Origin of the sequence: Streptomyces poonensis, from assembly GCF_014650915.1 — a bacterium.
Taxonomy (GTDB): Bacteria; Actinomycetota; Actinomycetes; order Streptomycetales; family Streptomycetaceae; genus Streptomyces; species Streptomyces poonensis.
Window position 1 is genome coordinate 66,441 of sequence record NZ_BMVW01000015.1, and the last position, 18,667, is coordinate 85,107.

17 protein-coding genes are annotated in these 18,667 nt (G+C 72.7%); 8 read left to right on the forward strand and 9 right to left on the reverse strand.

The genetic code is table 11. The annotated features are described in order from the left end of the window. Positions 1-89 precede the first annotated feature (89 nt). From IE242_RS28890 to IE242_RS28900, 3 genes are all read left to right on the forward strand, one after another. Positions 90-2,216, forward strand: a complete 2,127-nt coding sequence (locus tag IE242_RS28890; RefSeq protein WP_189864396.1) for an ATP-binding protein — start codon at positions 90-92, stop codon at positions 2,214-2,216. Positions 2,217-2,342: 126 nt separating this feature from the next. Further along, positions 2,343-2,894 carry a hypothetical protein gene (locus IE242_RS28895; RefSeq protein WP_229859599.1) on the forward strand — a complete coding sequence of 184 codons (552 nt, stop codon included), beginning with the start codon at positions 2,343-2,345 and terminating at the stop codon, positions 2,892-2,894. Between the two features lie 126 nt (positions 2,895-3,020). Next, positions 3,021-3,686 carry an SMI1/KNR4 family protein gene (locus IE242_RS28900; RefSeq protein ID WP_189864398.1) on the forward strand — a complete coding sequence of 222 codons (666 nt, stop codon included), beginning with the start codon at positions 3,021-3,023 and terminating at the stop codon, positions 3,684-3,686. A gap of 105 nt (positions 3,687-3,791) precedes the next feature. On the opposite strand, the gene IE242_RS28905 is transcribed toward IE242_RS28900, so the two are convergent. Further along, on the reverse strand, positions 3,792-4,574 hold the full coding sequence (locus tag IE242_RS28905) for a nucleotidyltransferase domain-containing protein (protein WP_189864400.1): 783 nt from the start codon (positions 4,572-4,574) through the stop codon (positions 3,792-3,794). A gap of 139 nt (positions 4,575-4,713) precedes the next feature. Between IE242_RS28905 and IE242_RS28910 the strand changes: the two genes are divergently transcribed. Further along, positions 4,714-5,121, forward strand: a complete 408-nt coding sequence (locus IE242_RS28910; RefSeq protein WP_189864402.1) for a RidA family protein — start codon at positions 4,714-4,716, stop codon at positions 5,119-5,121. Positions 5,122-5,142: 21 nt separating this feature from the next. Here IE242_RS28910 and pip read toward each other — a convergent pair whose 3' ends face one another. Next, on the reverse strand, positions 5,143-6,117 hold the full coding sequence (gene pip, locus IE242_RS28915; RefSeq protein WP_189864404.1) for a prolyl aminopeptidase: 975 nt from the start codon (positions 6,115-6,117) through the stop codon (positions 5,143-5,145). Between the two features lie 10 nt (positions 6,118-6,127). Next, complete coding sequence (locus IE242_RS28920; RefSeq protein WP_189864406.1) at positions 6,128-6,895, reverse strand: uracil-DNA glycosylase; 768 nt, start codon at positions 6,893-6,895, stop codon at positions 6,128-6,130. A gap of 55 nt (positions 6,896-6,950) precedes the next feature. On the opposite strand from IE242_RS28920, the gene IE242_RS28925 reads away from it, so the two are divergent. Beyond that, complete coding sequence (locus IE242_RS28925; protein ID WP_189864408.1) at positions 6,951-7,484, forward strand: RNA-binding S4 domain-containing protein; 534 nt, start codon at positions 6,951-6,953, stop codon at positions 7,482-7,484. Positions 7,485-7,538: 54 nt separating this feature from the next. Here IE242_RS28925 and IE242_RS28930 read toward each other — a convergent pair whose 3' ends face one another. Then, positions 7,539-8,534 (reverse strand): acyltransferase domain-containing protein, encoded by a 996-nt coding sequence (locus tag IE242_RS28930; RefSeq protein WP_229859601.1) that lies wholly within the window; start codon positions 8,532-8,534, stop codon positions 7,539-7,541. 123 nt (positions 8,535-8,657) lie between these two features. Between IE242_RS28930 and IE242_RS28935 the strand changes: the two genes are divergently transcribed. Next, positions 8,658-8,924, forward strand: coding sequence for a DUF6343 family protein (locus IE242_RS28935; protein ID WP_189864410.1), 267 nt, complete (start codon positions 8,658-8,660; stop codon positions 8,922-8,924). Between the two features lie 37 nt (positions 8,925-8,961). On the opposite strand, the gene IE242_RS28940 is transcribed toward IE242_RS28935, so the two are convergent. The 4 genes from IE242_RS28940 to rpsA all read right to left on the reverse strand — a co-directional run bounded on the left by IE242_RS28940 (position 8,962) and on the right by rpsA (position 12,867). Next, on the reverse strand, positions 8,962-9,342 hold the full coding sequence (locus IE242_RS28940; RefSeq protein ID WP_189864666.1) for a tetratricopeptide repeat protein: 381 nt from the start codon (positions 9,340-9,342) through the stop codon (positions 8,962-8,964). A gap of 40 nt (positions 9,343-9,382) precedes the next feature. Further along, positions 9,383-10,003 carry a dephospho-CoA kinase gene (gene coaE / locus IE242_RS28945; RefSeq protein WP_189864412.1) on the reverse strand — a complete coding sequence of 207 codons (621 nt, stop codon included), beginning with the start codon at positions 10,001-10,003 and terminating at the stop codon, positions 9,383-9,385. Between the two features lie 115 nt (positions 10,004-10,118). After that, positions 10,119-11,057 (reverse strand): PAC2 family protein, encoded by a 939-nt coding sequence (locus tag IE242_RS28950; protein ID WP_189864414.1) that lies wholly within the window; start codon positions 11,055-11,057, stop codon positions 10,119-10,121. 316 nt (positions 11,058-11,373) lie between these two features. Beyond that, positions 11,374-12,867, reverse strand: a complete 1,494-nt coding sequence (rpsA, locus tag IE242_RS28955) for a 30S ribosomal protein S1 (protein WP_189864416.1) — start codon at positions 12,865-12,867, stop codon at positions 11,374-11,376. Between the two features lie 300 nt (positions 12,868-13,167). Here rpsA and IE242_RS28960 point away from each other — a divergent pair, with 300 nt between their 5' ends. Beyond that, the gene (locus IE242_RS28960) at positions 13,168-14,142 is read left to right on the forward strand and encodes a class I SAM-dependent methyltransferase (RefSeq protein ID WP_373299608.1); all 975 of its coding nucleotides are present in this window, start codon (positions 13,168-13,170) and stop codon (positions 14,140-14,142) included. Positions 14,143-14,191: 49 nt separating this feature from the next. Then, complete coding sequence (hrpB, locus tag IE242_RS28965) at positions 14,192-16,762, forward strand: ATP-dependent helicase HrpB (protein WP_189864420.1); 2,571 nt, start codon at positions 14,192-14,194, stop codon at positions 16,760-16,762. A gap of 82 nt (positions 16,763-16,844) precedes the next feature. Here the strand turns inward: hrpB and IE242_RS28970 are convergent, their stop codons facing one another. Further along, positions 16,845-18,581, reverse strand: a complete 1,737-nt coding sequence (locus IE242_RS28970; RefSeq protein ID WP_189864422.1) for a lytic transglycosylase domain-containing protein — start codon at positions 18,579-18,581, stop codon at positions 16,845-16,847. Positions 18,582-18,667 lie beyond the last annotated feature (86 nt).

Sequence of the window (18,667 nt, forward strand, 5' to 3'; positions counted from 1 at the left end):
AGTGGCCGAAATGCCGCGGGTGGGCCCGGCATGTTGCTAGCACCGAGTCACCACGGGCGAGTGACCGCGGGATCGGGAGAGGGGCGTTCATGGCGGCGGCGGAGCGGCGGGTGGGCAACCTGCCCGGAGAGAGCAGCCGCCTGGTCGGGCGGCGGGCGGAGCTCGAGGAGGTGGCCCGGCTGTGCGGGCGGTCGCGGCTGGTGACCGTGACCGGGGTCGGGGGCGTGGGCAAGACCCGGCTGGCCCGGCGGGCGGCGGACGAACTGCAGCCGGCCTTCGCGGACGGGGCGTGGTGGGTGGAGCTGTCCCCGCTCACCGCCGGCTGGGAGGCGCTGCCGTACGCGATCGCCGAGGCGCTGCCGCTGGCCGACCAGACCACGCGGTCGATGCTGGAGGTGGTCGCCGAGTACCTGGCCGGGCGGCAGGTACTGCTGGTGTGGGACACCTGCGAGCACCTCGCCGAGGAGTGCCGTGAGGTGGCGGCGACGCTGCTGACCGTCGCACCGGGCCTGCGGATCCTGGCCACCAGCCGCCGCCCGCTCCACGTGCACCTCGAGGAGATGCTCGCCCTGGGCCCGCTGCCGGTGCCCGCGACCGACGACGACGATGCGGCGGACGCGGTGGTGCTGCTGGCCGAGCGGGCCGCGCAGGCGGTGCCAGGTTTCTCCCTCACCTCAGCCGACCGGGCCGAAGCCGTACGGCTCTGCCGCCGCCTGGAGGGCCTGCCGCTGGCCCTGGAACTCGCCGCCGCCCGCCTGCGCGAACTCCCCCTGGCCGAGCTGAACCAGCGCCTGGACGACCGCTACGCGATCCTCGGCAACACCGAGGACGAGGACGTGGACGCCGACCCCCCATGGCACCAGGCGCTGCGCACCGCGATCGGCTGGAGCCACCAGCTGTGCACCCCGCACGAACGCCTGGCCTGGGCCCGGCTGTCGGTCTTCGCCGGCACCTTCGACACCGAGGCGGCCCGCGAGATGTGCGCCGACGCGCTGCTGCCCGGTGAGCGGGTCCCCGGCCTCCTGCAGGCGCTGGTGGAGAAGTCGATCCTGATCTGGGAGCCGACCGGGGTCGGCGACCGCTACCGGATGCTGGACACCATCCGCGAGTACGGGGCCCACTGGCTGCGCGGACTGGGCGAGGACGACACGCTGTGCCGCCGCCACCGTGACCACTACCTGGCCCTGGCCCGCCGGGGCGACGCCGCCTGGATCGGGCCCGACCAGTTCGCCTGGTACGACCGGATGACCGCCGAGCACGACAACCTCCGCGCCGCGCTGGAGTACAGCCTGACCGAATCCGAGGGCCATAGCGCGCTGGAGATGGCCGCGGCACTGTGGTTCTTCTGGTACGGCTGCGGGTTCGTCAAGGAGGGCCGGCACTACCTGGACCAGGCCCTGGCCGCCGACACCACCCCCTCCCCGGCCCGGGTGAAGGCCCTGTACGCCAGCGGTCCCGTGCTGGTCTACCTGGGCGATCTGCCCGCCCTTGAGCAACGGGCCGCCGAGTGCACCACCCTGGCCGCACACTTCGGCGACACGGAGCGGAGCTACGCGGCCGCCACCGAGCTGCGGGTGTCGGTCCTGCGCGGCGACCTGACGCAGGTGGTGTCCCGGGTCGAGGCCCAGCTCGCCACGGACTGGCGCGAGCAACCACTCACCTTGCTCCCCCTGGCAGCTCTGGTCTTCGGCACCCACTACCTCGTCGCCGCGGGCCGCTTCGAGGAAGCCGTCGCCTGGCTGGACGAGCTGAGCACCGCCTGCGACCGCAACGGCGAACGCAGCATGCGCGCCTGGGGCGACTTCGTCCGCGCCCAGGCCGAGCTGGCCCTGGACCGGTTCCAGGAGGCCCACGAGCACGCCCGGGCCGCACTGCTGGTCAAACACCGGCTGCACGACGGCGTGGGCACCGGCATGGCCCTGGAAGCGCTGGCCCGAGCCGCCACCGCCACGGGCCGGAGCCGGGACGCCGCATGGCTGCTCGGTCTGGCCTCGCAGCTGTGGGAGACGCTCGGCCGGCCACAGGCGGGCGTCCCTGCCGTGGTGGCCGCCCGCCAAGTCTGCGAACGCCAGACCCGCGAAGCCCTCGGGGAGGACGCCTACCAGCGCGCCTTCGACGCCGGCCGCACCACCGACCTGGACACCGGCATCGCCGAGGCCCTCACCCCGCTCGGCCCCTCATCGCAGGCCCCGGCACAGCCCGGCCCCATCGGCTGATCGCCCGTCTCCTTCCCCCGGCGCCACATCAGCCGTCCCACCCCACGTGCCCCTCCCCGCACCACCGAGTGGTTCACTCACTCCCATGTCCAGGAAGATCACGTCATGAAGTCAAGTGGTAGCCGGATGACTGGCGCGAGTCCGGGATCGTCCCGTCTGATCGCGACGGTGGACGCCCTGCGGCTGGCGCTGGCGGAGAGCCCGGACGTGCTCTCGTTCACGCTCGGCGGAACGATCGACGAGGAGACGGCGGCCGCCGCGGAGGCCTACGGGGTGCCAAGGGAGTTCCTGGACTTCTGCCGGGTGCTGGACGGCGCGAGCTGCGGGCCGTCCGTGCGGCTCTTCGGCCTGGAGGAGGCCGAGGAGACCCAGTTCTACTGCGAGCCGGTGATCGACTCCCCACTGGAGCTGTCCCCGGAGAAGCTGTTCTGCATCGGGATGATCAACCAGGCAGCCGTGTTCCTCGACCGCGCGGGCGGCGGCGTCCTCGGCGCCCTGGACATAGGCGCCGACTGGCCCGACGCGGAGCGCTTCGAACAGCTCGCGCCCGGGCTGGAGACGTTCTTCCTGGAACGGCTGGCCACTGAGGAGTACGTACGGCTCGCGTCGATCGACGACGAGTCGGCGGAGTACGACGACTGGCTGAAGCTGCTGCGACGGGCCGGGCTCGCCGGCTGAACCGCCGATGCGTCCCACCCCTTCCGACAGCTCGGCTCGGGCTCGATGTCGAAGCACTTCGGCTCCAACACCAAGTCGGGCTGTCCCCATTCACCCACACACCGACAGCCGCAGGAGGAACAAGCGGTGAACGAGGACGTCGTTCAGGCCTGGAACCGCATCAGTGGCTGGCTTCGCGTACATGCACCGGTCTCCTACGCCAGCATCAGGCCGCCGGCCGGCCAGGCCGCCATCGACGCCGCCGAGGCGAGGATCGGCGTACCCCTGCCGGACGACCTCAGGACACTCCTGAGCCTGGCGGACGGCTGCGCTCTCGAACCCGCCCACATCGAGAAGAACGAGGAGGAGGGGGAGATCTGGAACGCACAGTTCCTCCAGGGCGAAGTGCTGCTCAGCCTGGACCGCATCGTCCGCCGCTACGACGACCTGACCCATCCGCCGATCGGCTCGGACCCATTCCGGGGGCTGCTCCCGTGGCTGTCGCCGGACCCGGAGGACTGGTTCTCCTGCTGGCTGGTCTCCACCCGCCCCGACAGCCATGGCGCCCTCGCCAAGTGGAGCGAGCCCGAGGCCCCGTACATGCTCACCACCGGCCCGGTCACTGTCGCCGAACTCCTCACCGCGCATGCCGACGCGCTCGAGACAGGCACGGGCCCGCTCATGTCCTCCGCCTGCGATGACGTTCCCGGTGTGATCTGGGGCTGCGTCCACTGGGACAACCCCAGCGACATCAGCCTGCTCGCCCATCCCGAGGACTGGACCCCCGTCCACCCCCGGCGGGAAGCCGGGTAGGTGACGGCGCCCACCCGGTGGACTTCATGTGGGCGTGACCCTGCCGACGGTTCTTCACCGGCACTTCGGAGTGAGGTGCCCCCGGGGCTGTCTCGGTCCCTCACATCAAGGTGCCGGCCGCTGCGACGCCGCAAGAAGCGCTTCCGCGTCGGCGACGGCAGCGGCGGCAGCGGCGGCTGGGGACTCGCGGTCGCCCGTCAGCCGGCCGATGATGCCGTCCACGCCCCGCAGCCCCGCACGGTCGAGCAGGCGCTTCTCGTTCGTGACCCACTCCCCGCGCCCGGCCACCACCGCATGCGCGGTCTGGAGCGCGGCCGTCGCGATCGCTCCGGCGACCTCGGTGAGGCGCCCGTGCGGGGCATGGTTCGCCCTGGCGTACGCGAGGGTGGCCCGGGCTGTGCCGTACCAGCGTTCGGGAGCGGTCCGGCGCAGCTTCTCGGGGTAGGCCGCCGGCCGGGGCAGCTCGCCGCGCAGCACCCGGTTGATCGCCAGCTCGGCAACGACCAGGTAACTGGGGATGCCGGCGAGATGGAACAGCAACGGCTCGACCCTGAACCGCCCCTCCGTCGCCTCCGCCAGTTCGTGCTCCACGACGTCGAGGTCGCGGTAGTGCACGTCCACGCGCCGCCCGTCGATGGTGAGCCAGGCGCCGCCGTTGAACACCCCGCCGCCCCAGGCGCCGATCTCCGAGACCTCGCCCTCCCAGCCGAGGGCCCGCAGGTCGGCGGGGTCGAAGGAGCCCCGGTAGTAGATCGCCAGGTCCCAGTCGCTGTCCGGTCCGTGGGTGCCCTGGGCCCGGGAGCCGCCGAGAGCCACGGCACGCACGGCGGGCAGGGCGGCGAGGCGGTCGGCGACGTGGGCGAGGAATGCCTCATCGGTGCGGCTCATCGATCGGTCCTCCCTGGTGAGTGCTGCTGCGAGTGCTGCTGCGAGTCCTGCTGCGCGAAGAATCCGGGTGCGCTCATGGCCCCCAAAGCCGGAGGATCGGCAAGTTACCTCGTCCCGCCCTCGTCCCTGGGAGGCACCCATGATCCAGCGCGTCACCGTCCCCGGCCTCTTCCCGCCCCCCGTCTACTCCCACGCCTCCGTCGTCGAAGCGGGCACCAAGCTGGCCTTCCTGGCCGGTGCCGTCCCCCTCGACGCCGACGGCAAGCTCGTCGGCGAGGGCGATCCCGTACGGCAGGCCGAGCAGGTGCTCGCCAACCTCGGGGAACAACTGCGCGCGGTCGGCAGCGACTTCCGGCACGTCGTGTCGACCGATGTGTACGTGGTGTCCAGCGACCCGGCAGTCCTCTCCCAGGTCTGGGACGTCGTCGAGGCAAGCGGGCTGAGCCTCGGCCCGCACTCCTCGACCCTGCTCGGCGTGGCCTGCCTCGGCTATACGGGTCAGCTCGTGGAGATCACGGCGACCGCGGTGGTCCCGGATCAGGAATAGGACCCGTCGGAGGCGGCCGGCTCAGCGCCCCGCCGCGTACCTGTCCGTCGCCTCCACCAGCGCGTCCACCATCCCCGGCGCCCCCGCGTTGTGCCCCACCTCGTCGACGAGCACCAGCTCACAGCCCGGCCAGGCCCGCTGGAGCAGCCATACGGTGCCCAGGAGGTTCCCGGGGTCGAGGCTGCCCTGGACGAGGGTGCCCGGGATGTCCTTGAGCAGCGGGGCGTCCCGCAGGACCACGCCCTCCTCGTTGCCCTCGCCGAGGAAGTGGTCGTTGCCCCAGTAGTGGGTGACCGTCCGGGCGAAGCCCATGCGGAACACCGGGTCCTCGTACCGCGGGATCGAACGCGGCGGGGCGGGCGCCACGGCCGTCTCCCAGTCGGTCCAGGCCCGCGCCGCCCGTGCGCGCACCTCGGGGTCGGGCGACTCGATCAGCCGGTTGTACGCCGCCGCCAGGTTCCCCGCGCGGTCCTCGCGGTCCTCCTCGGGCAGCCCCGCGAGGAACCGCGCGAACGCCTCCGGGTAGAACTGCCCGAGCCCCCGCGTCATCAGGGCCACCTCTCGGTCGGCCCCGGTGGCGACCGCGGTCAGCACCAGCTCGGACACGGCACCGGGGTGCGTCTGCGCGTACCGCAGCCCGAGCACCGAGCCCCACGACACACCCCACACGAGCCACCGCTCGATGCCCAGGTGCCGCCGCAGCCGCTCCAGGTCGGCGACGATGTGCGCCGTCGTGTTGACACTCATGTCGGTGTCGTACGCGCTCGCGTGCGGGGTGGAGCGTCCGCAGCCGCGCTGGTCGAGCAGGACGATGCGGTACGCGGCGGGGTCGAAGTAGCGACGGGACCCGGCGTTGCAGCCCGAGCCGGGGCCGCCGTGCAGCACCACGGCGGGCTTGCCACACGGGTTCCCGCAGACCTCCCAGTACACGTGGTTGCCGTCGCCCACGTCGAGCATGCCCTGGTCGTACGGTTCGATCTCCGGATACAGGCCCATTCGCGCGACGTTAACCGGCGTCCGGTGCCGTCCGCAGCCCATTTTCCCTACCCGGTTCCCGCCCCGGCTCCGGCCTGGTGGGCAGCCCCGCCGCCCCGGCCGCCGTGCGCAGCACCTCCCGCAGCATCGCCGGAGTGAGCCGCCCGGTGAAGGTGTTGCGCTGGCTGACGTGGAAGCAGCCGAAGAGGTCCAGCGGGCGCGGCCGACCGGCCAGCGTGATCCGCGCGCCGTGCGCGAAGGCGGGCCGCGGCCGGGGGACCTGCCACCCCGCCCCGGCCAGCGCGGGCAGCGCGGCCTGCCAGCCGAAGGCCCCGAGCACCACGACGGCCCGTACCGTGGGCCGCAGCAGTTCCAGCTCCGTGACCAGCCAGGACCGGCAGGTGTCCCGCTCTTCGGGCGTCGGCTTGTTGGCGGGCGGCGCGCAGTGCACGGGCGAGGTGATCCGCACGCCGTGCAGCTCCAGCCCGTCGTCGGCGCTCACCGCGGTCCGGCGCGACGCCAGCCCCACGTCGTACAGCGCCGCGTACAGCACGTCCCCCGACCGGTCCCCGGTGAACATCCGTCCGGTCCGGTTCCCTCCGTGTGCGGCCGGTGCGAGTCCCAGGATCAGCAGGGACGCGTCGGCGGGGCCGAAGCCCGGCACCGGCCGCCCCCAGTACGTCCAGTCGGCGAAGGCGGCGCGTTTCGTGCGGGCCACCTCCTCGCGCCAGTCGACCAGCCTCGGGCACGCCCGGCATCCGGTGATCCGCTCGTCGAGCTCGGCCAGGCTGCTGTCCATGTCTCCACCGTAAAAGGTTCCGGACCTCACCCGCCGACGGGCTAAGGTCGAGGGCATGGCTACAGAGGGTGCGGACGTGCGGGCCACCGGACCGGCCGGCGAGACGGACAACCAGGACGACACGGCCACCGCCGACAAGGTGGCCGCCGCGGTGGCCGCCGCCGAGGCCGCCCGCCCGGCGAACGGCGAGACCGTCCGCATCGACAGCTGGATCTGGGCCGTCCGCCTAGTGAAGACCCGTTCCATGGGCGCGACCGCCTGCCGGGGCGGCCACGTCCGCGTGAATGGTGAACGCGTCAAGCCCGCCTACGCGGTCCGCGTCGGCGACGAGGTACGGCTGCGTCAGGCCGGCCGCGAGCGGATCGTCGTCGTCAAACGGCTGATCCGCAAGCGGGTCGGCGCCCCGGTCGCGGTCCAGTGCTACATCGACAACAGCCCGCCGCCCCCGCCCCGCGAGGCCGTCGCCCCCGCGGGCATCCGCGACCGCGGCGCGGGCCGCCCCACCAAGCGCGACCGCCGCGACCTGGAACGCCTGCGCGGCCTCGGCCCCGGCGCCCCGCAGGACACTCCCGGACGCGACAGGCCCTGAGAGCCGACGGTCGGCGGCCGGCGGACACCGGACGACGGACAGCGGCCAACAGCCTCAGAGCCGGAACCAGCCGTGCCCGATGTACCAGTGCTCTCCCGCCCGCAGATGGTCCCCGACCGCCCGCTCGACGCTCGTACGGCGCGGCAGCGTCTCCGTCGGCAGGTCCGGGTTCCCGAAGACGAAGCGGACGGGGGAGCCGTCCGACGGCCGCGGGTCGACGTACGTGGTCTCGAACAGGTCCTGGAACCGCACGATGTTGGAGTCCGCGGGCAGATACCGGCGCAGCTGCGGGTCCAGCAGCCAGGAGTGGCAGCCGGCCGCCCGGTAGGGCTCGTCCGGGAAGTGGCGGGGGAAGAACTCCCGTGCCAGCGCCAGGGACCGTGCGCACGCGTCCGGCGACAGGGGGCCGCGGAAGTCGGGGATGTGGAGGCCGAGATACGGCTGTCCGAGCCGTACGTCCAGACCCGCCCCCGCGAACCCTGCCGCGTTGTGCTCCCCCAGCCGTGAGCGCTGGAACTGCAGCCGGCCCAGCTGGTACAGCTCGCCGTGGAAGTGCAGCGCGAACCAGTCCGGCGTCTGCAGCCCGCCCGTGCCGTGACGCCTGCGGTGCAGCACCATGCCACGGCCGACGTCCGCGAGCGTACGCCGCGACACCTCGTCCGGGATGCCGTGCTCCCGGTGGTAGGCGCGGACGTGCGGCAGGACGGCGGCGAAGACGTACACGTAGAAGTACCGCCCCAGCGGGCCCGACTCCGGCGGGAACTCGGGGAACAGCGGCGCCCCGCCCGCCTCCCCCAGGTCGCGCAGGAGCTCGTCCACGCACCGCTCGAACAGCCGGAGCGCCTCCCCGTCGGCGGCCAGCGTGCCGCGCAGCGCCAGGAGCTCGTTGACGTCCTCGTACGGCACCGCCAGGTCCAGCAGCAGGTCGGGGAGGTCGTCGGGCGGGGGGAGCCGTACGTCCACGCGCGGGACGCCGTCCGGGGCATCGGTCCCGCGCTGTTTCAGCCACTGAGCCAGTTCGCCGTCCGCCCGCAGCGTGTCCATCAGCACGGTCGTCTCCCCTTCCGCGGTGTCCTCGGTCCGGTGACAGTCTGCTGGAACACGGACGGAGCGAGGAGTACTTTTCGCGGTGCGGGGCGGGACGCGGGAAGCGTCGGAGGAGCAGTGGTCCTGATGCGTACCGGCAGTGAACCGACGACAGCGCGCAGTCCCCTGCGGATGCGGCTCTGGCTGACCGTGTGGGGGCTGGTCTGGGCCGTCGCGGGGACCGCCGCCTTCGCGCTGGCCGGACGGCCCGGCTGGGCGGCCGGCTGCGGTGTGCTGTGGCTGGTCGTCACCATCGATTTCGCCCTGGTCGTACGGCGCATCCGGCAGGGCCCGCACTATCAGCCCGGCCGCGGCATCCCGCCGTACCGGCCACCGGAGCACCGCCTGCCGTGAACCGGACCGCCGTCCCCGTCTGTTCCCCGTTCACGCCTCACGCGTCGAAGCGTGCCGCTTCCAGATACTCCGGGTTCGGGTCGAGCGCGGCGGCGAGGCGGAAGTGGCGCTTGGCCTGGTCGGGGCGGCTCTGCCGCTGGTAGGTGCGCGCCAGCGCGAAGTGCGCGAACGCGTTGTCCGGCTCGCGCTCCAGGACGATCGTGAACTCCAGCTCGGCGGGGCGCAGTTGCGCGGCCGCGAAGAAGGCGCGGGCGCGCAGCAGCCGGGCGGCCGTGTTCTCGGGGTGCGCGGCGATGACGGGGTCGAGGAGCTTCACCGCGCCCCGGGGATCGTTGGCCGCGAGCAGCTGCTCGGCCGCACGGAAGTCGATGACGTGCGTCTCAGGAGTACGTCCGCTGGTTCCGCTGTTGTCGGGCACTTCCCTCGCCGCCACGCTTCAACGCCGCCGTGACAGGACCCTATTCCTGGGACGGATCCTGGGACTGCCGCGCCCTGCGTACGAGCTCGGCCCACACGTCCCGTACCCGCCGCTCCAGTTCCTCCAGCGGCACATCGTTGTCGATGACGATGTCCGCGATCTCCCGGCGCTGCTCCCGGGTGGCCTGGGCGGCCATCCGCGCGCGGGCGTCGTCCTCGGTCATGCCGCGCAGCCGTACCAGCCGGTCGAGCTGGGTGGCGGGGTCGGCGTCCACGACGATGACGAGGTCGTACAGCGGAGACAGCCCGTTCTCCGTGAGGAGGGGGACGTCGTGGACGACCACGGCGTCCTCGGCGGCGGCGCTCTCCAGCTCTCGGGAACGATCACGCACCAAGGGGTGCACGATCGAGTTGAGCACGGCGAGTCTCTCGGGGTCGGCGAAGACGATGGAGCCCAGCTTGGGCCGGTCCAGACCGCCGTCCCCGGCGAGCACCTCCTCGCCGAAGGCGTCGACGACCGCCGCCAGTCCGGGCGTGCCGGGCGCGACGACCTCGCGCGCGATCCGGTCCGCGTCGACCAGCACGGCGCCGCACTCGACGAGCAGCCGCGACACTTCGCTCTTGCCGGCTCCGATACCCCCGGTCAACCCCACTCTCAGCATGAGCGAAAGCTTAGGACCCACCGCTGACAACGCCACGCACGGGCCGGACTGAGCGGCCGGCCCTTCAGCCGACACCCCTCAGGCATCGCGCCTCAGCCGTCGTCCTCTCAGCCTCTCAGCCGTCGCCCTCCCGCTCCGCGAGGAACTTCTCGAACTCGCGCCCGATCTCGTCCGCGGAGGGCAGGTCGACGGGCTCGGCCAGCATGTTGCCGCGTGTCTCGGCACCCGCCGCGGCGTCGTACTGGTGCTCGAGGCCCTGGACCAGGGAGACGAGCTCCTCGTCGCCCTCCCGGATCTGCCGGTCGATCTCGGTCTGTGTGCGGTACGCCTGCGTGCGCAGCGCGTGGGCGACGCCCGGCAGGACCAGCCCGGTCGCGCCGGTGACCGCCTCCAGGACGGTGAGGGCGGCGTCCGGGTACGGGGAGCGGGCGATGTAGTGCGGCACGTGCGCGGCGACGCCCAGGACGTCGTGGCCGGCCTCCATCAGTCGGTACTCGATGAGGGACTCCGCGCTGCCGGGGACCTGCGCCTCCTCGAAGGGGCTGCGGTGGCCGGGCACCAGCTCGGAGCGGTTGCCGTGCGGGGTCAGGCCCACGGGGCGGGTGTGCGGGACACCCATGGGGATGCCGTGGAAGTTCACGGACAGGCGCACGCCGAGCCGCTCCACGATCTGCAGGACGGCCGCGGCGAACCGCTCCCACTCGACGTCCGGCTCCGGGCCGGACAGCAGCAGGAAGGGCGCCCCGGTGGCGTCCTGGACGAGCCGTACCTCCAGGGTGGGCTCCTCGTAACCGGTCCAGCGGTCGCGCTTGAAGGTCAGCAGCGGGCGGCGGGCGCGGTAGTCCACGAGCCGGTCGTGGTCGAAGCGGGCGACGACCTGGTGGGGCAGTGAGTCGAGCAGCCGGTCGACGATCTGGTCGCCGGTCTCACCCGCGTCGATGTATCCGTCGAAGTGGTAGAGCATGACCAGTCCGGCCGATTCCTGGGCGAGTGCCATGTCGACGACGGCCAGGCCCTTCGGCTCCCATGCGTACAAACCCTGCGGATCAAGCACTGTGACCGCTCCTCCTCATGTCCGTAACGCACAACGCGGTACGAGGTGCGGGCATTCCCCACCCGTGGGGATCTCGTCGGCAGCCGCCCTGCTCGCGGACCCACCGCACCTGGCGTACGGGCGTGTGCGCCCACGCAGGCCGGCCCGGACCAGCACGCCACGCACCGAAGACCCGTGTACGCAGTGGGACCCGCCCCCGGACAGAACCCACCCCCGGACGGCATGCCGAAGGCCCGCACCCAGACGGATGCGGGCCTTCGGTCAGCGGCTGACGCTCAGCGGCTGAGCGTTTCCCCTACTGATGCTCCGGAGGAGATCAGCTCTGGCCACCGGCGAGCTTCTCGCGAAGCGCGGCCAGGGCCTCGTCCGAGGCGAGAGCGCCGGAGTTGTCGCCACCCTCGGAGGAGTACGAACCGCCGCCGGACGCGGCCGGAGCGGCGGCCTCGCCACCCTCCTCGGCAGCAGCGGCGTCGGCCTCGCGGCTCTTGATGACCTGCGCCTGGTGCTGCTCGAAGCGCGACTGCGCCTCGGCGTACTGGCGCTCCCACTCCTCGCGCTGCTTCTCGTAGCCCTCGAGCCAGTCGTTGGTCTCGGGGTCGAAGCCCTCGGGGTAGATGTAGTTGCCCTGGTCGTCGTAGGACGCGGCCATGCCGTACAGGGTCGGGTCGAACTCGACCGCCGTCGGGTCGGCACCGAAGGACTCGTTGGCCTGCTTCAGCGAGAGGCTGATGCGACGGCGCTCGAGGTCGATGTCGATGACCTTGACGAAGATCTCGTCGTTGACCTGGACGACCTGCTCCGGGATCTCCACGTGGCGCTCGGCCAGCTCGGAGATGTGGACCAGACCCTCGATGCCCTCGTCCACGCGGACGAACGCACCGAACGGAACCAGCTTCGTGACCTTGCCGGGCACGACCTGGCCGATCTGGTGGGTGCGGGCGAACTGCTGCCACGGGTCTTCCTGGGTCGCCTTCAGCGACAGGGAGACACGCTCGCGGTCCATGTCGACGTCGAGGACCTCGACGGTGACCTCCTGGCCGACCTCGACGACCTCGGACGGGTGGTCGATGTGCTTCCAGGACAGCTCGGAGACGTGGACCAGACCGTCGACGCCACCCAGGTCCACGAAGGCACCGAAGTTGACGATCGAGGAGACCACACCGGAGCGGACCTGACCCTTCTGGAGGGTCGTGAGGAACGTCTGGCGGACCTCGGACTGGGTCTGCTCCAGCCAGGCACGGCGGGACAGGACCACGTTGTTGCGGTTCTTGTCCAGCTCGATGATCTTGGCCTCGAGCTCCTTACCCACGTAGGGCTGGAGATCGCGGACACGACGCATCTCGACGAGGGAGGCCGGCAGGAAGCCACGGAGGCCGATGTCGAGGATGAGACCACCCTTGACGACCTCGATGACGGTACCGGTGACGATGCCGTCCTCTTCCTTGATCTTCTCGATGGTGCCCCAGGCACGCTCGTACTGGGCGCGCTTCTTCGAGAGGATCAGGCGGCCTTCCTTGTCCTCCTTCTGGAGGACCAGGGCCTCGATCTCGTCGCCGACGGCGACGACCTCGTTCGGGTCGACGTCGTGCTTGATCGAGAGCTCGCGGCTCGGGATGACACCTTCGGTCTTGTAACCGATGTCGAGCAGGACCTCGTCCCGGTCGACCTTCACGATGACGCCGTCGACGATGTCGCCGTCGTTGAAGTACTTGATCGTCTCGTCGATCGCGGCGAGGAAAGCTTCCTCGTTACCGATGTCGTTGACCGCTACCTGAGGGGTGGTCGCGGTGGTCTCGGTGCTGCTCGTCATGTGGGAAAGGGCTCCGGTACGGACATTGAAGTCGTAGGTACTGCTTACGCCGGGAGCCCGTTTCGCTCTGCAGAAGCCGGACAGCCAAGGAAGCGCCCCACCAGATGATCCGGTGATGGCGCCTCGACAACCGAGGGGACATACAACAGATGCGAGCGCAGCCTGCTACGTCTGAGGTGCGCAGGCCCGCAGCGCAACTTGTAGCATACGGGGGCAGCCGGACAGGGTCAATGCGCGAAGGCGCACACCCGGGGCGGATCACCGCATAACCGGCAGAAGAACACACGTGGCGCCGCCCGTATGCCGCATCCCGGACGACGTTCCGGAGCCGCACGGGCCCGGGGTGTCCCTTCCGTGACAGCACCGGCACGGCGACGGAAGAGTACGACGAGGGAGCCGATCATCCAAGAGTCCGAGACCTTCCCGGAACCCGGGACCGAGCCCGGAACCGGGCCCGGGACCTCAGCGGAATCCGCCGACGCCTTCGAGCCCGAGGCGACGCGCCGTGCGGCGGGCGTCACCGAGAGTTCCCGCGCCAACCGGGGCTGGTGGGACCGGAACGCCGACGAGTACCAGACCGACCACGGCACCTTCCTCGGCGACGACCGCTTCGTGTGGGGTCCCGAAGGGCTCGACGAGGTGGAGGCGGAGCTGCTGGGGCCGCCGGAGGACCTCAAGGGCAAGGACGTGCTGGAGATCGGCGCCGGAGCGGCCCAGTGCTCGCGCTGGCTGGCCGCCCAGGGCGCCCGCCCGGTGGCCCTGGACCTGTCCCACCGCCAGCTCCAGCACGCGCTGCGGATCGGCGGATCGTTCCCCCTGGTCTGCGCCGACGCCGGGGCGCTGCCCTTCGCGGACGCCTCCTTCGACCTGGCGTGCTCGGCGTACGGGGCGCTGCCCTTCGTGGCCGACCCCGTGCTGGTGCTGCGGGAGGTGCACCGGGTGCTGCGCCCGGGCGGCCGTTTCGTCTTCTCGGTGACCCATCCGATCCGCTGGGCGTTCCCGGACGAGCCCGGCCCCGAGGGGCTGAGCGTCTCCGCCTCGTACTTCGACCGCACGCCCTACGTCGAGCAGGACGAGGACGGCCGCGCGGTGTACGTCGAGCACCACCGGACGCTCGGCGACCGCGTCCGCGACGTCGTGGCGGCGGGCTTCCGCCTGGTGGACCTCGTCGAGCCGGAGTGGCCCGCCTGGAACTCCTCCGAATGGGGCGGCTGGTCGCCGCTGCGCGGCAGCCTGATCCCGGGGACGGCGATCTTCGTGTGCGAGCGGGGCTGACGGACGCTGTCCGTACGGGCGCATCCTGCGGTCGTACGACACTGAGGGCGTGATCCGTGACGACGCCCTCCGCCCGCTGCCCGTACGCCATGCCCTGCCCGCGCTGAACGACGCCCTCGACGGGCACGGTGCCGCCGTGCTGGTGGCGCCGCCGGGCACCGGCAAGACCACGCTGGTGCCGCTGGTGCTGGCCGGGCTCGTGGGCGGCGGGCCGGCGCGTCGTGTCGTCGTCGCCGAGCCGCGGCGGATCGCCGCGCGGGCCGCGGCGCGGCGGATGGCGTGGCTGCTCGGGGAGAAGGTGGGCGACAGCGTCGGGTTCAGCGTGCGCGGCGAGCGCGTCGTGGGGCCACACGCGCGCGTGGAGGTCGTCACGACCGGTGTGCTGCTGCAGCGGCTGCAGCGGGACCAGGAGCTGGCAGGCGTGGACGTCGTCGTGCTGGACGAGTGCCACGAGCGGCATCTGGACGCGGACACGGCCGCGGCGTTCCTCCTGGACGTACGGGCCGCACTCCGCCCGGAGCTGCGCCTGGTCGCCGCCTCCGCCACGACCGACGCCGAGGGGTGGGCCCGCCTGCTCGGGGACGTGCCGGTGGTCGAGGCGGAGGGCGTCTCCCATCCGGTGGAGGTCGTGTGGGCGCCGCCCGCGGGGCCGGTCCGTCCGCCGCACGGGCTGCGGGTGGATCCGGCGCTGCTCACGCACGTGGCGTCCGTGGTGCGGCGGGCGCTGGCCGAGCGGGAGGGCGACGTGCTGTGCTTCCTGCCCGGGGTGGGCGAGATCGCGCGCGTGGCCGGGCGGCTCGGGGACCTGGGCGACGTCGAGGTGCTCCAGGTGCACGGGCGGGCACCCGCGGCGGTGCAGGACGCGGTGCTGTCCCCGGGGACGCGCCGCCGGGTGGTGCTGGCCACGTCCGTGGCCGAGTCGTCGCTGACCGTCCCGGGTGTACGGGTCGTCGTGGACTCCGGGCTGGCGCGGGAGCCGCGGGTGGACCACGCGCGCGGGTTGAGCGCCCTGACGACCGTACGGGCCTCGCAGGCGGCCGGACGGCAGCGGGCGGGGCGGGCCGGGCGAGAGGCTCCGGGCACCGTGTACCGCTGCTGGGCGGAGGCGGAGAACGCCCGTCTGCCGCGTTTTCCGGCACCCGAGATCCAGCTGGCCGACCTCACCGCGTTCGCCCTCCAGACGGCCTGCTGGGGCGATCCCGACGCCTCCGGGCTGGCACTGCTGGATCCGCCGCCGGGCGGGGCGATGGCGGCGGCGCGTTCGGTGCTCGAGGCGGTCGGGGCCGTGGACGCCGCCGGCCGGCCCACGCGGCGCGGCGTACGGATGTCGCGGCTGGGTCTGCATCCCCGGCTGGCCCGTGCCCTGCTCGACGCGGCCGGGCGGGTCGGCGCGGAGCGGGCGGCGGAGGTCGTCGCCCTGCTGAGCGAGGAACCGCCGCGGGAGTACGGCGACGATCTCGCGGCGGCGTGGCGGGCGGCCCGGCGCGGCGGCGACGCCTACGCGCAGCGCTGGCGGGCGGAGGCGCGGCGGCTGCGGGCGAACGCGGGAGAGGTACGGGCGGACGCCGGAGAAGACGTGCGGGCGGACGCCGGCGGGACGCCCGGCCCTGTCCCGTCCGCGGCGCAGGAGGGTGACGGGGACGACCGGGCCGTGGGGCTGGTGGCCGCGCTCGCGTTCCCCGAGCGGGTCGCGCGGGCACGGGGCGGGTCGTATCTGATGGCGTCCGGGACGCGGGCCGAACTGGCGGAGGGGTCCGGGTTGCGCGGATCCCCGTGGCTGGCCGTCGCCGTCGCCGGGCGGCCCGTCGGCGCGGGACACGCGCGCGTGCGGCTCGCCGCCGTGGTGGACGAGGAGACGGCCCGGGCCGCGGCGGCGCCGCTGGCCAGCGCGGGCGAGGAGGTCCGGTGGGCCGACGGGGACGTCGTCGCGCGGCGCGTGGAACGCCTCGGGGCCGTGGAGCTCGCGGTACGGCCGCTGGACCACGCCGACCCCGCCCTCGTACGGAAGGCGCTGCTGGAGGGCTTGCGGGAGGAGGGGTTCGGGCTGCTGCGGTGGTCCGAGGACGCCGGGCGGCTGCGGCAGCGGCTGGCCTTTCTGCGGCTGCACCTCGGCGATCCCTGGCCCGACGTCCGTGACGACGCCCTGCACGCGCGCGTGGACGACTGGCTGGAGCCGGAACTGAGCCGGGCCCGGCGCCGGGCCGATCTCGCGCGCGTCGATGCCGGGGAGGCGCTGCGACGGCTGCTGCCCTGGGCCGGCGGGGAGGCCGTACGGCTGGACGAGCTCGCGCCCGAGCGGATCGAGGTGCCCAGCGGATCCAGGATCCGGGTCGACTACTCCGCTCCCGAACGGCCCGTACTGGCGGTGAAGCTGCAGGAGATGTTCGGGCTTCAGGAGTCACCGGTTCTGGCCGGGGTGCCCGTCCTGGTGCACCTGCTCTCTCCCGCCGGCAGGCCGGCCGCCGTCACCGCCGACCTGGCCTCCTTCTGGCGGGACGGCTACCGGTCGGTGCGGGCCGAGCTGCGCGGCCGGTACCCGAAGCACCCCTGGCCCGAGGACCCGGCGACCGCCGAGCCGACCCGGTACACGAACGCGCGCCTCGGGCGCCGGACGGGGTGACACCACGCGGCCCGTACGGCGGCGGCGTCGCTCCTCCGGACGAGGAACGCCGCCGCCGTACGGGAACCGATGCGGGTGCCGGCTACTCCGCGGGGCTCGTCGACGGGGCGGGCGAGGAGTCGGCCGCCGCCACCGTCAGTTCGACCGTTAGGGTCGCGCCGCCCGTGGTGGTGATGCGGAGCAGGAACGTGCCTGCGGTGTCGTCCGCGTACAGCTTCGGCAGCTGGAGCACGCCCTCGCTGTCGGTGGTCAGCTCCGTCAGGGTGCGGACCGGCTTGCCGTCGGCGTCCTCGAAGTAGGGGCCCTTGTCGTTCTCGGTCGGGTCGTCCGCCGACTTGACCAGAGTCGCGGTGGCCGCCACCTTGTCCGCGACGGCACCCTTGTACGTGGCCTTCACCTCGACCCGCTCGGCGAACTCGCCGCCCGGGACGCAGGTCAGCGCGGTCTCGTCGGTGCGGACGAGGGCGTCCGCGGCGCGGGCGGTGACGGTCGCCGTGTACTCGAGGCCGGACACGGAGCGGCCCGCGACGGCCGCGCGGACGGTGAACTTCCCGGTCTTCTCGCCCGCCTGGAGCGTGGGCGCGACCGCGACACCCGAGGCGTCGGTGACGACGTTGGCGACGGTCTCGCCGTTGCTGAACGTGGCGTCGGTGTCCCCGGTGATGGTGAACCGGATCTTGACCTTGCCGACGGCCTCGCCCTTCTCGGTCTCCGCGCGGGTTTTGATCTTCTTGCCGAACGCGTCGCCCGCCATGGCGGTGAGCTCCGCGGTGCCCGCGTCCTCCAGGTGGTGCACCGTGTCGGTGGGGGTGGGAGTGGGGGTGGGGGTGGGAGTGGGCGAGGGCGAGGTGGTCGGCGGTGGGGTCGGGGTGCCGGAGTCGCCGGGTGCGGGGCTCGGGGTCTCCTTCGGCGGAGTCGTCTGCTGGGGCGGGGTCGTCTGCTGGGGCGGCGTGGGCGTCGGGGCGGGGCTGCTCCCCACGGTGCCGTCGCTGACGTGCTCGGGCAGCTCGCCCGTACCGTCGGGGATCTCGTGGGTGCCCTTGCGGTAGTACTCCAGCCACGTCAGGACCGTGTTCAGGTAGTCGGTCGAGTTGTTGTAGCTGAGGATCGCGCTGCGGAGGTCCGCCTGGTCGGACAGGTTCCAGTCGAAGCGGCACAGGTAGTGGCCGGCGGCGAGGGCCGCGTCGTAGATGTTGTTGGGGTCCGCGACGCCGTCGTCGTTGCCGTCGCGGCCCGCCCACTCCCAGGTCGACGGGATGAACTGCATCGGGCCGACCGCGCTGTCGTACGTGCTGTCGCCGTCGTACACACCGTTGTCGGTGTCGCTGATGCTCGCGAAGCCGTTGCCGTTGAGCTGCGGGCCGATGATCTTCCCGATCGTCGTGCCGTCGGCGGTGACGCGGCCGCCGCGGGCCTGTCCGGACTCGACCTTGCCGATGGCGGCGAGGAGCTGCCAGGGAAGGTTGCAGCCCGGCTTGGCGTCGCGCAGGGCCGCCTCGGCCTTCTTGTAGGCGTCGAGGACGGTCGCGGGGATGCCGTTCTCGGCGCTGCCCGTGATGCTCGACGTCTCGCCGCCGGCACTCGTGCTGGGGGACGGGTTGGGGCTGTCGAGGGGCGGGAGGTCCGTGTAGTACCGCGAGTCGGTCGCGGTGTCGTCCGCGTGCCCGTCGGGCGAGGGGGAGCCGGTGCTCTGCGGTGCGCCGGCGCTGTCGGTGGTCGCTCCCGGGGCCTGGGAGGCGGCCAGTGCCGCGACCACGACCGCGGCCACGGCGGTGTTCGCCGCTCCCTTGCGCAGCCTCTTGCCGATGTGCGCCGCCATTGAGTGAACCCTCCCCTGGACGATCGCCTGCGCGTTCTTCCCTCTGGTGCCGTCTGGTGCGGACTGTTGTCGTCTGGTGCGGTCTG

Bases quoted from the DNA above. Each gene is read 5' to 3' on its own strand.
- IE242_RS28895 (WP_229859599.1), top strand. From the start codon at position 2,343: ATGACTGGCGCGAGTCCGGGATCGTCCCGTCTGATCGCGACGGTGGAC.
- IE242_RS28960 (WP_373299608.1), top strand. From the start codon at position 13,168: ATGCCGCATCCCGGACGACGTTCCGGAGCCGCACGGGCCCGGGGTGTC.
- coaE (WP_189864412.1), bottom strand. From the start codon at position 10,003: ATGCTGAGAGTGGGGTTGACCGGGGGTATCGGAGCCGGCAAGAGCGAA.
- IE242_RS28925 (WP_189864408.1), top strand. From the start codon at position 6,951: ATGGCTACAGAGGGTGCGGACGTGCGGGCCACCGGACCGGCCGGCGAG.
- rpsA (WP_189864416.1), bottom strand. From the start codon at position 12,867: ATGACGAGCAGCACCGAGACCACCGCGACCACCCCTCAGGTAGCGGTC.
- IE242_RS28905 (WP_189864400.1), bottom strand. From the start codon at position 4,574: ATGAGCCGCACCGATGAGGCATTCCTCGCCCACGTCGCCGACCGCCTC.
- IE242_RS28910 (WP_189864402.1), top strand. From the start codon at position 4,714: ATGATCCAGCGCGTCACCGTCCCCGGCCTCTTCCCGCCCCCCGTCTAC.
- pip (WP_189864404.1), bottom strand. From the start codon at position 6,117: ATGGGCCTGTATCCGGAGATCGAACCGTACGACCAGGGCATGCTCGAC.
- IE242_RS28970 (WP_189864422.1), bottom strand. From the start codon at position 18,581: ATGGCGGCGCACATCGGCAAGAGGCTGCGCAAGGGAGCGGCGAACACC.
- IE242_RS28920 (WP_189864406.1), bottom strand. From the start codon at position 6,895: ATGGACAGCAGCCTGGCCGAGCTCGACGAGCGGATCACCGGATGCCGG.
- IE242_RS28935 (WP_189864410.1), top strand. From the start codon at position 8,658: ATGCGTACCGGCAGTGAACCGACGACAGCGCGCAGTCCCCTGCGGATG.
- IE242_RS28890 (WP_189864396.1), top strand. From the start codon at position 90: ATGGCGGCGGCGGAGCGGCGGGTGGGCAACCTGCCCGGAGAGAGCAGC.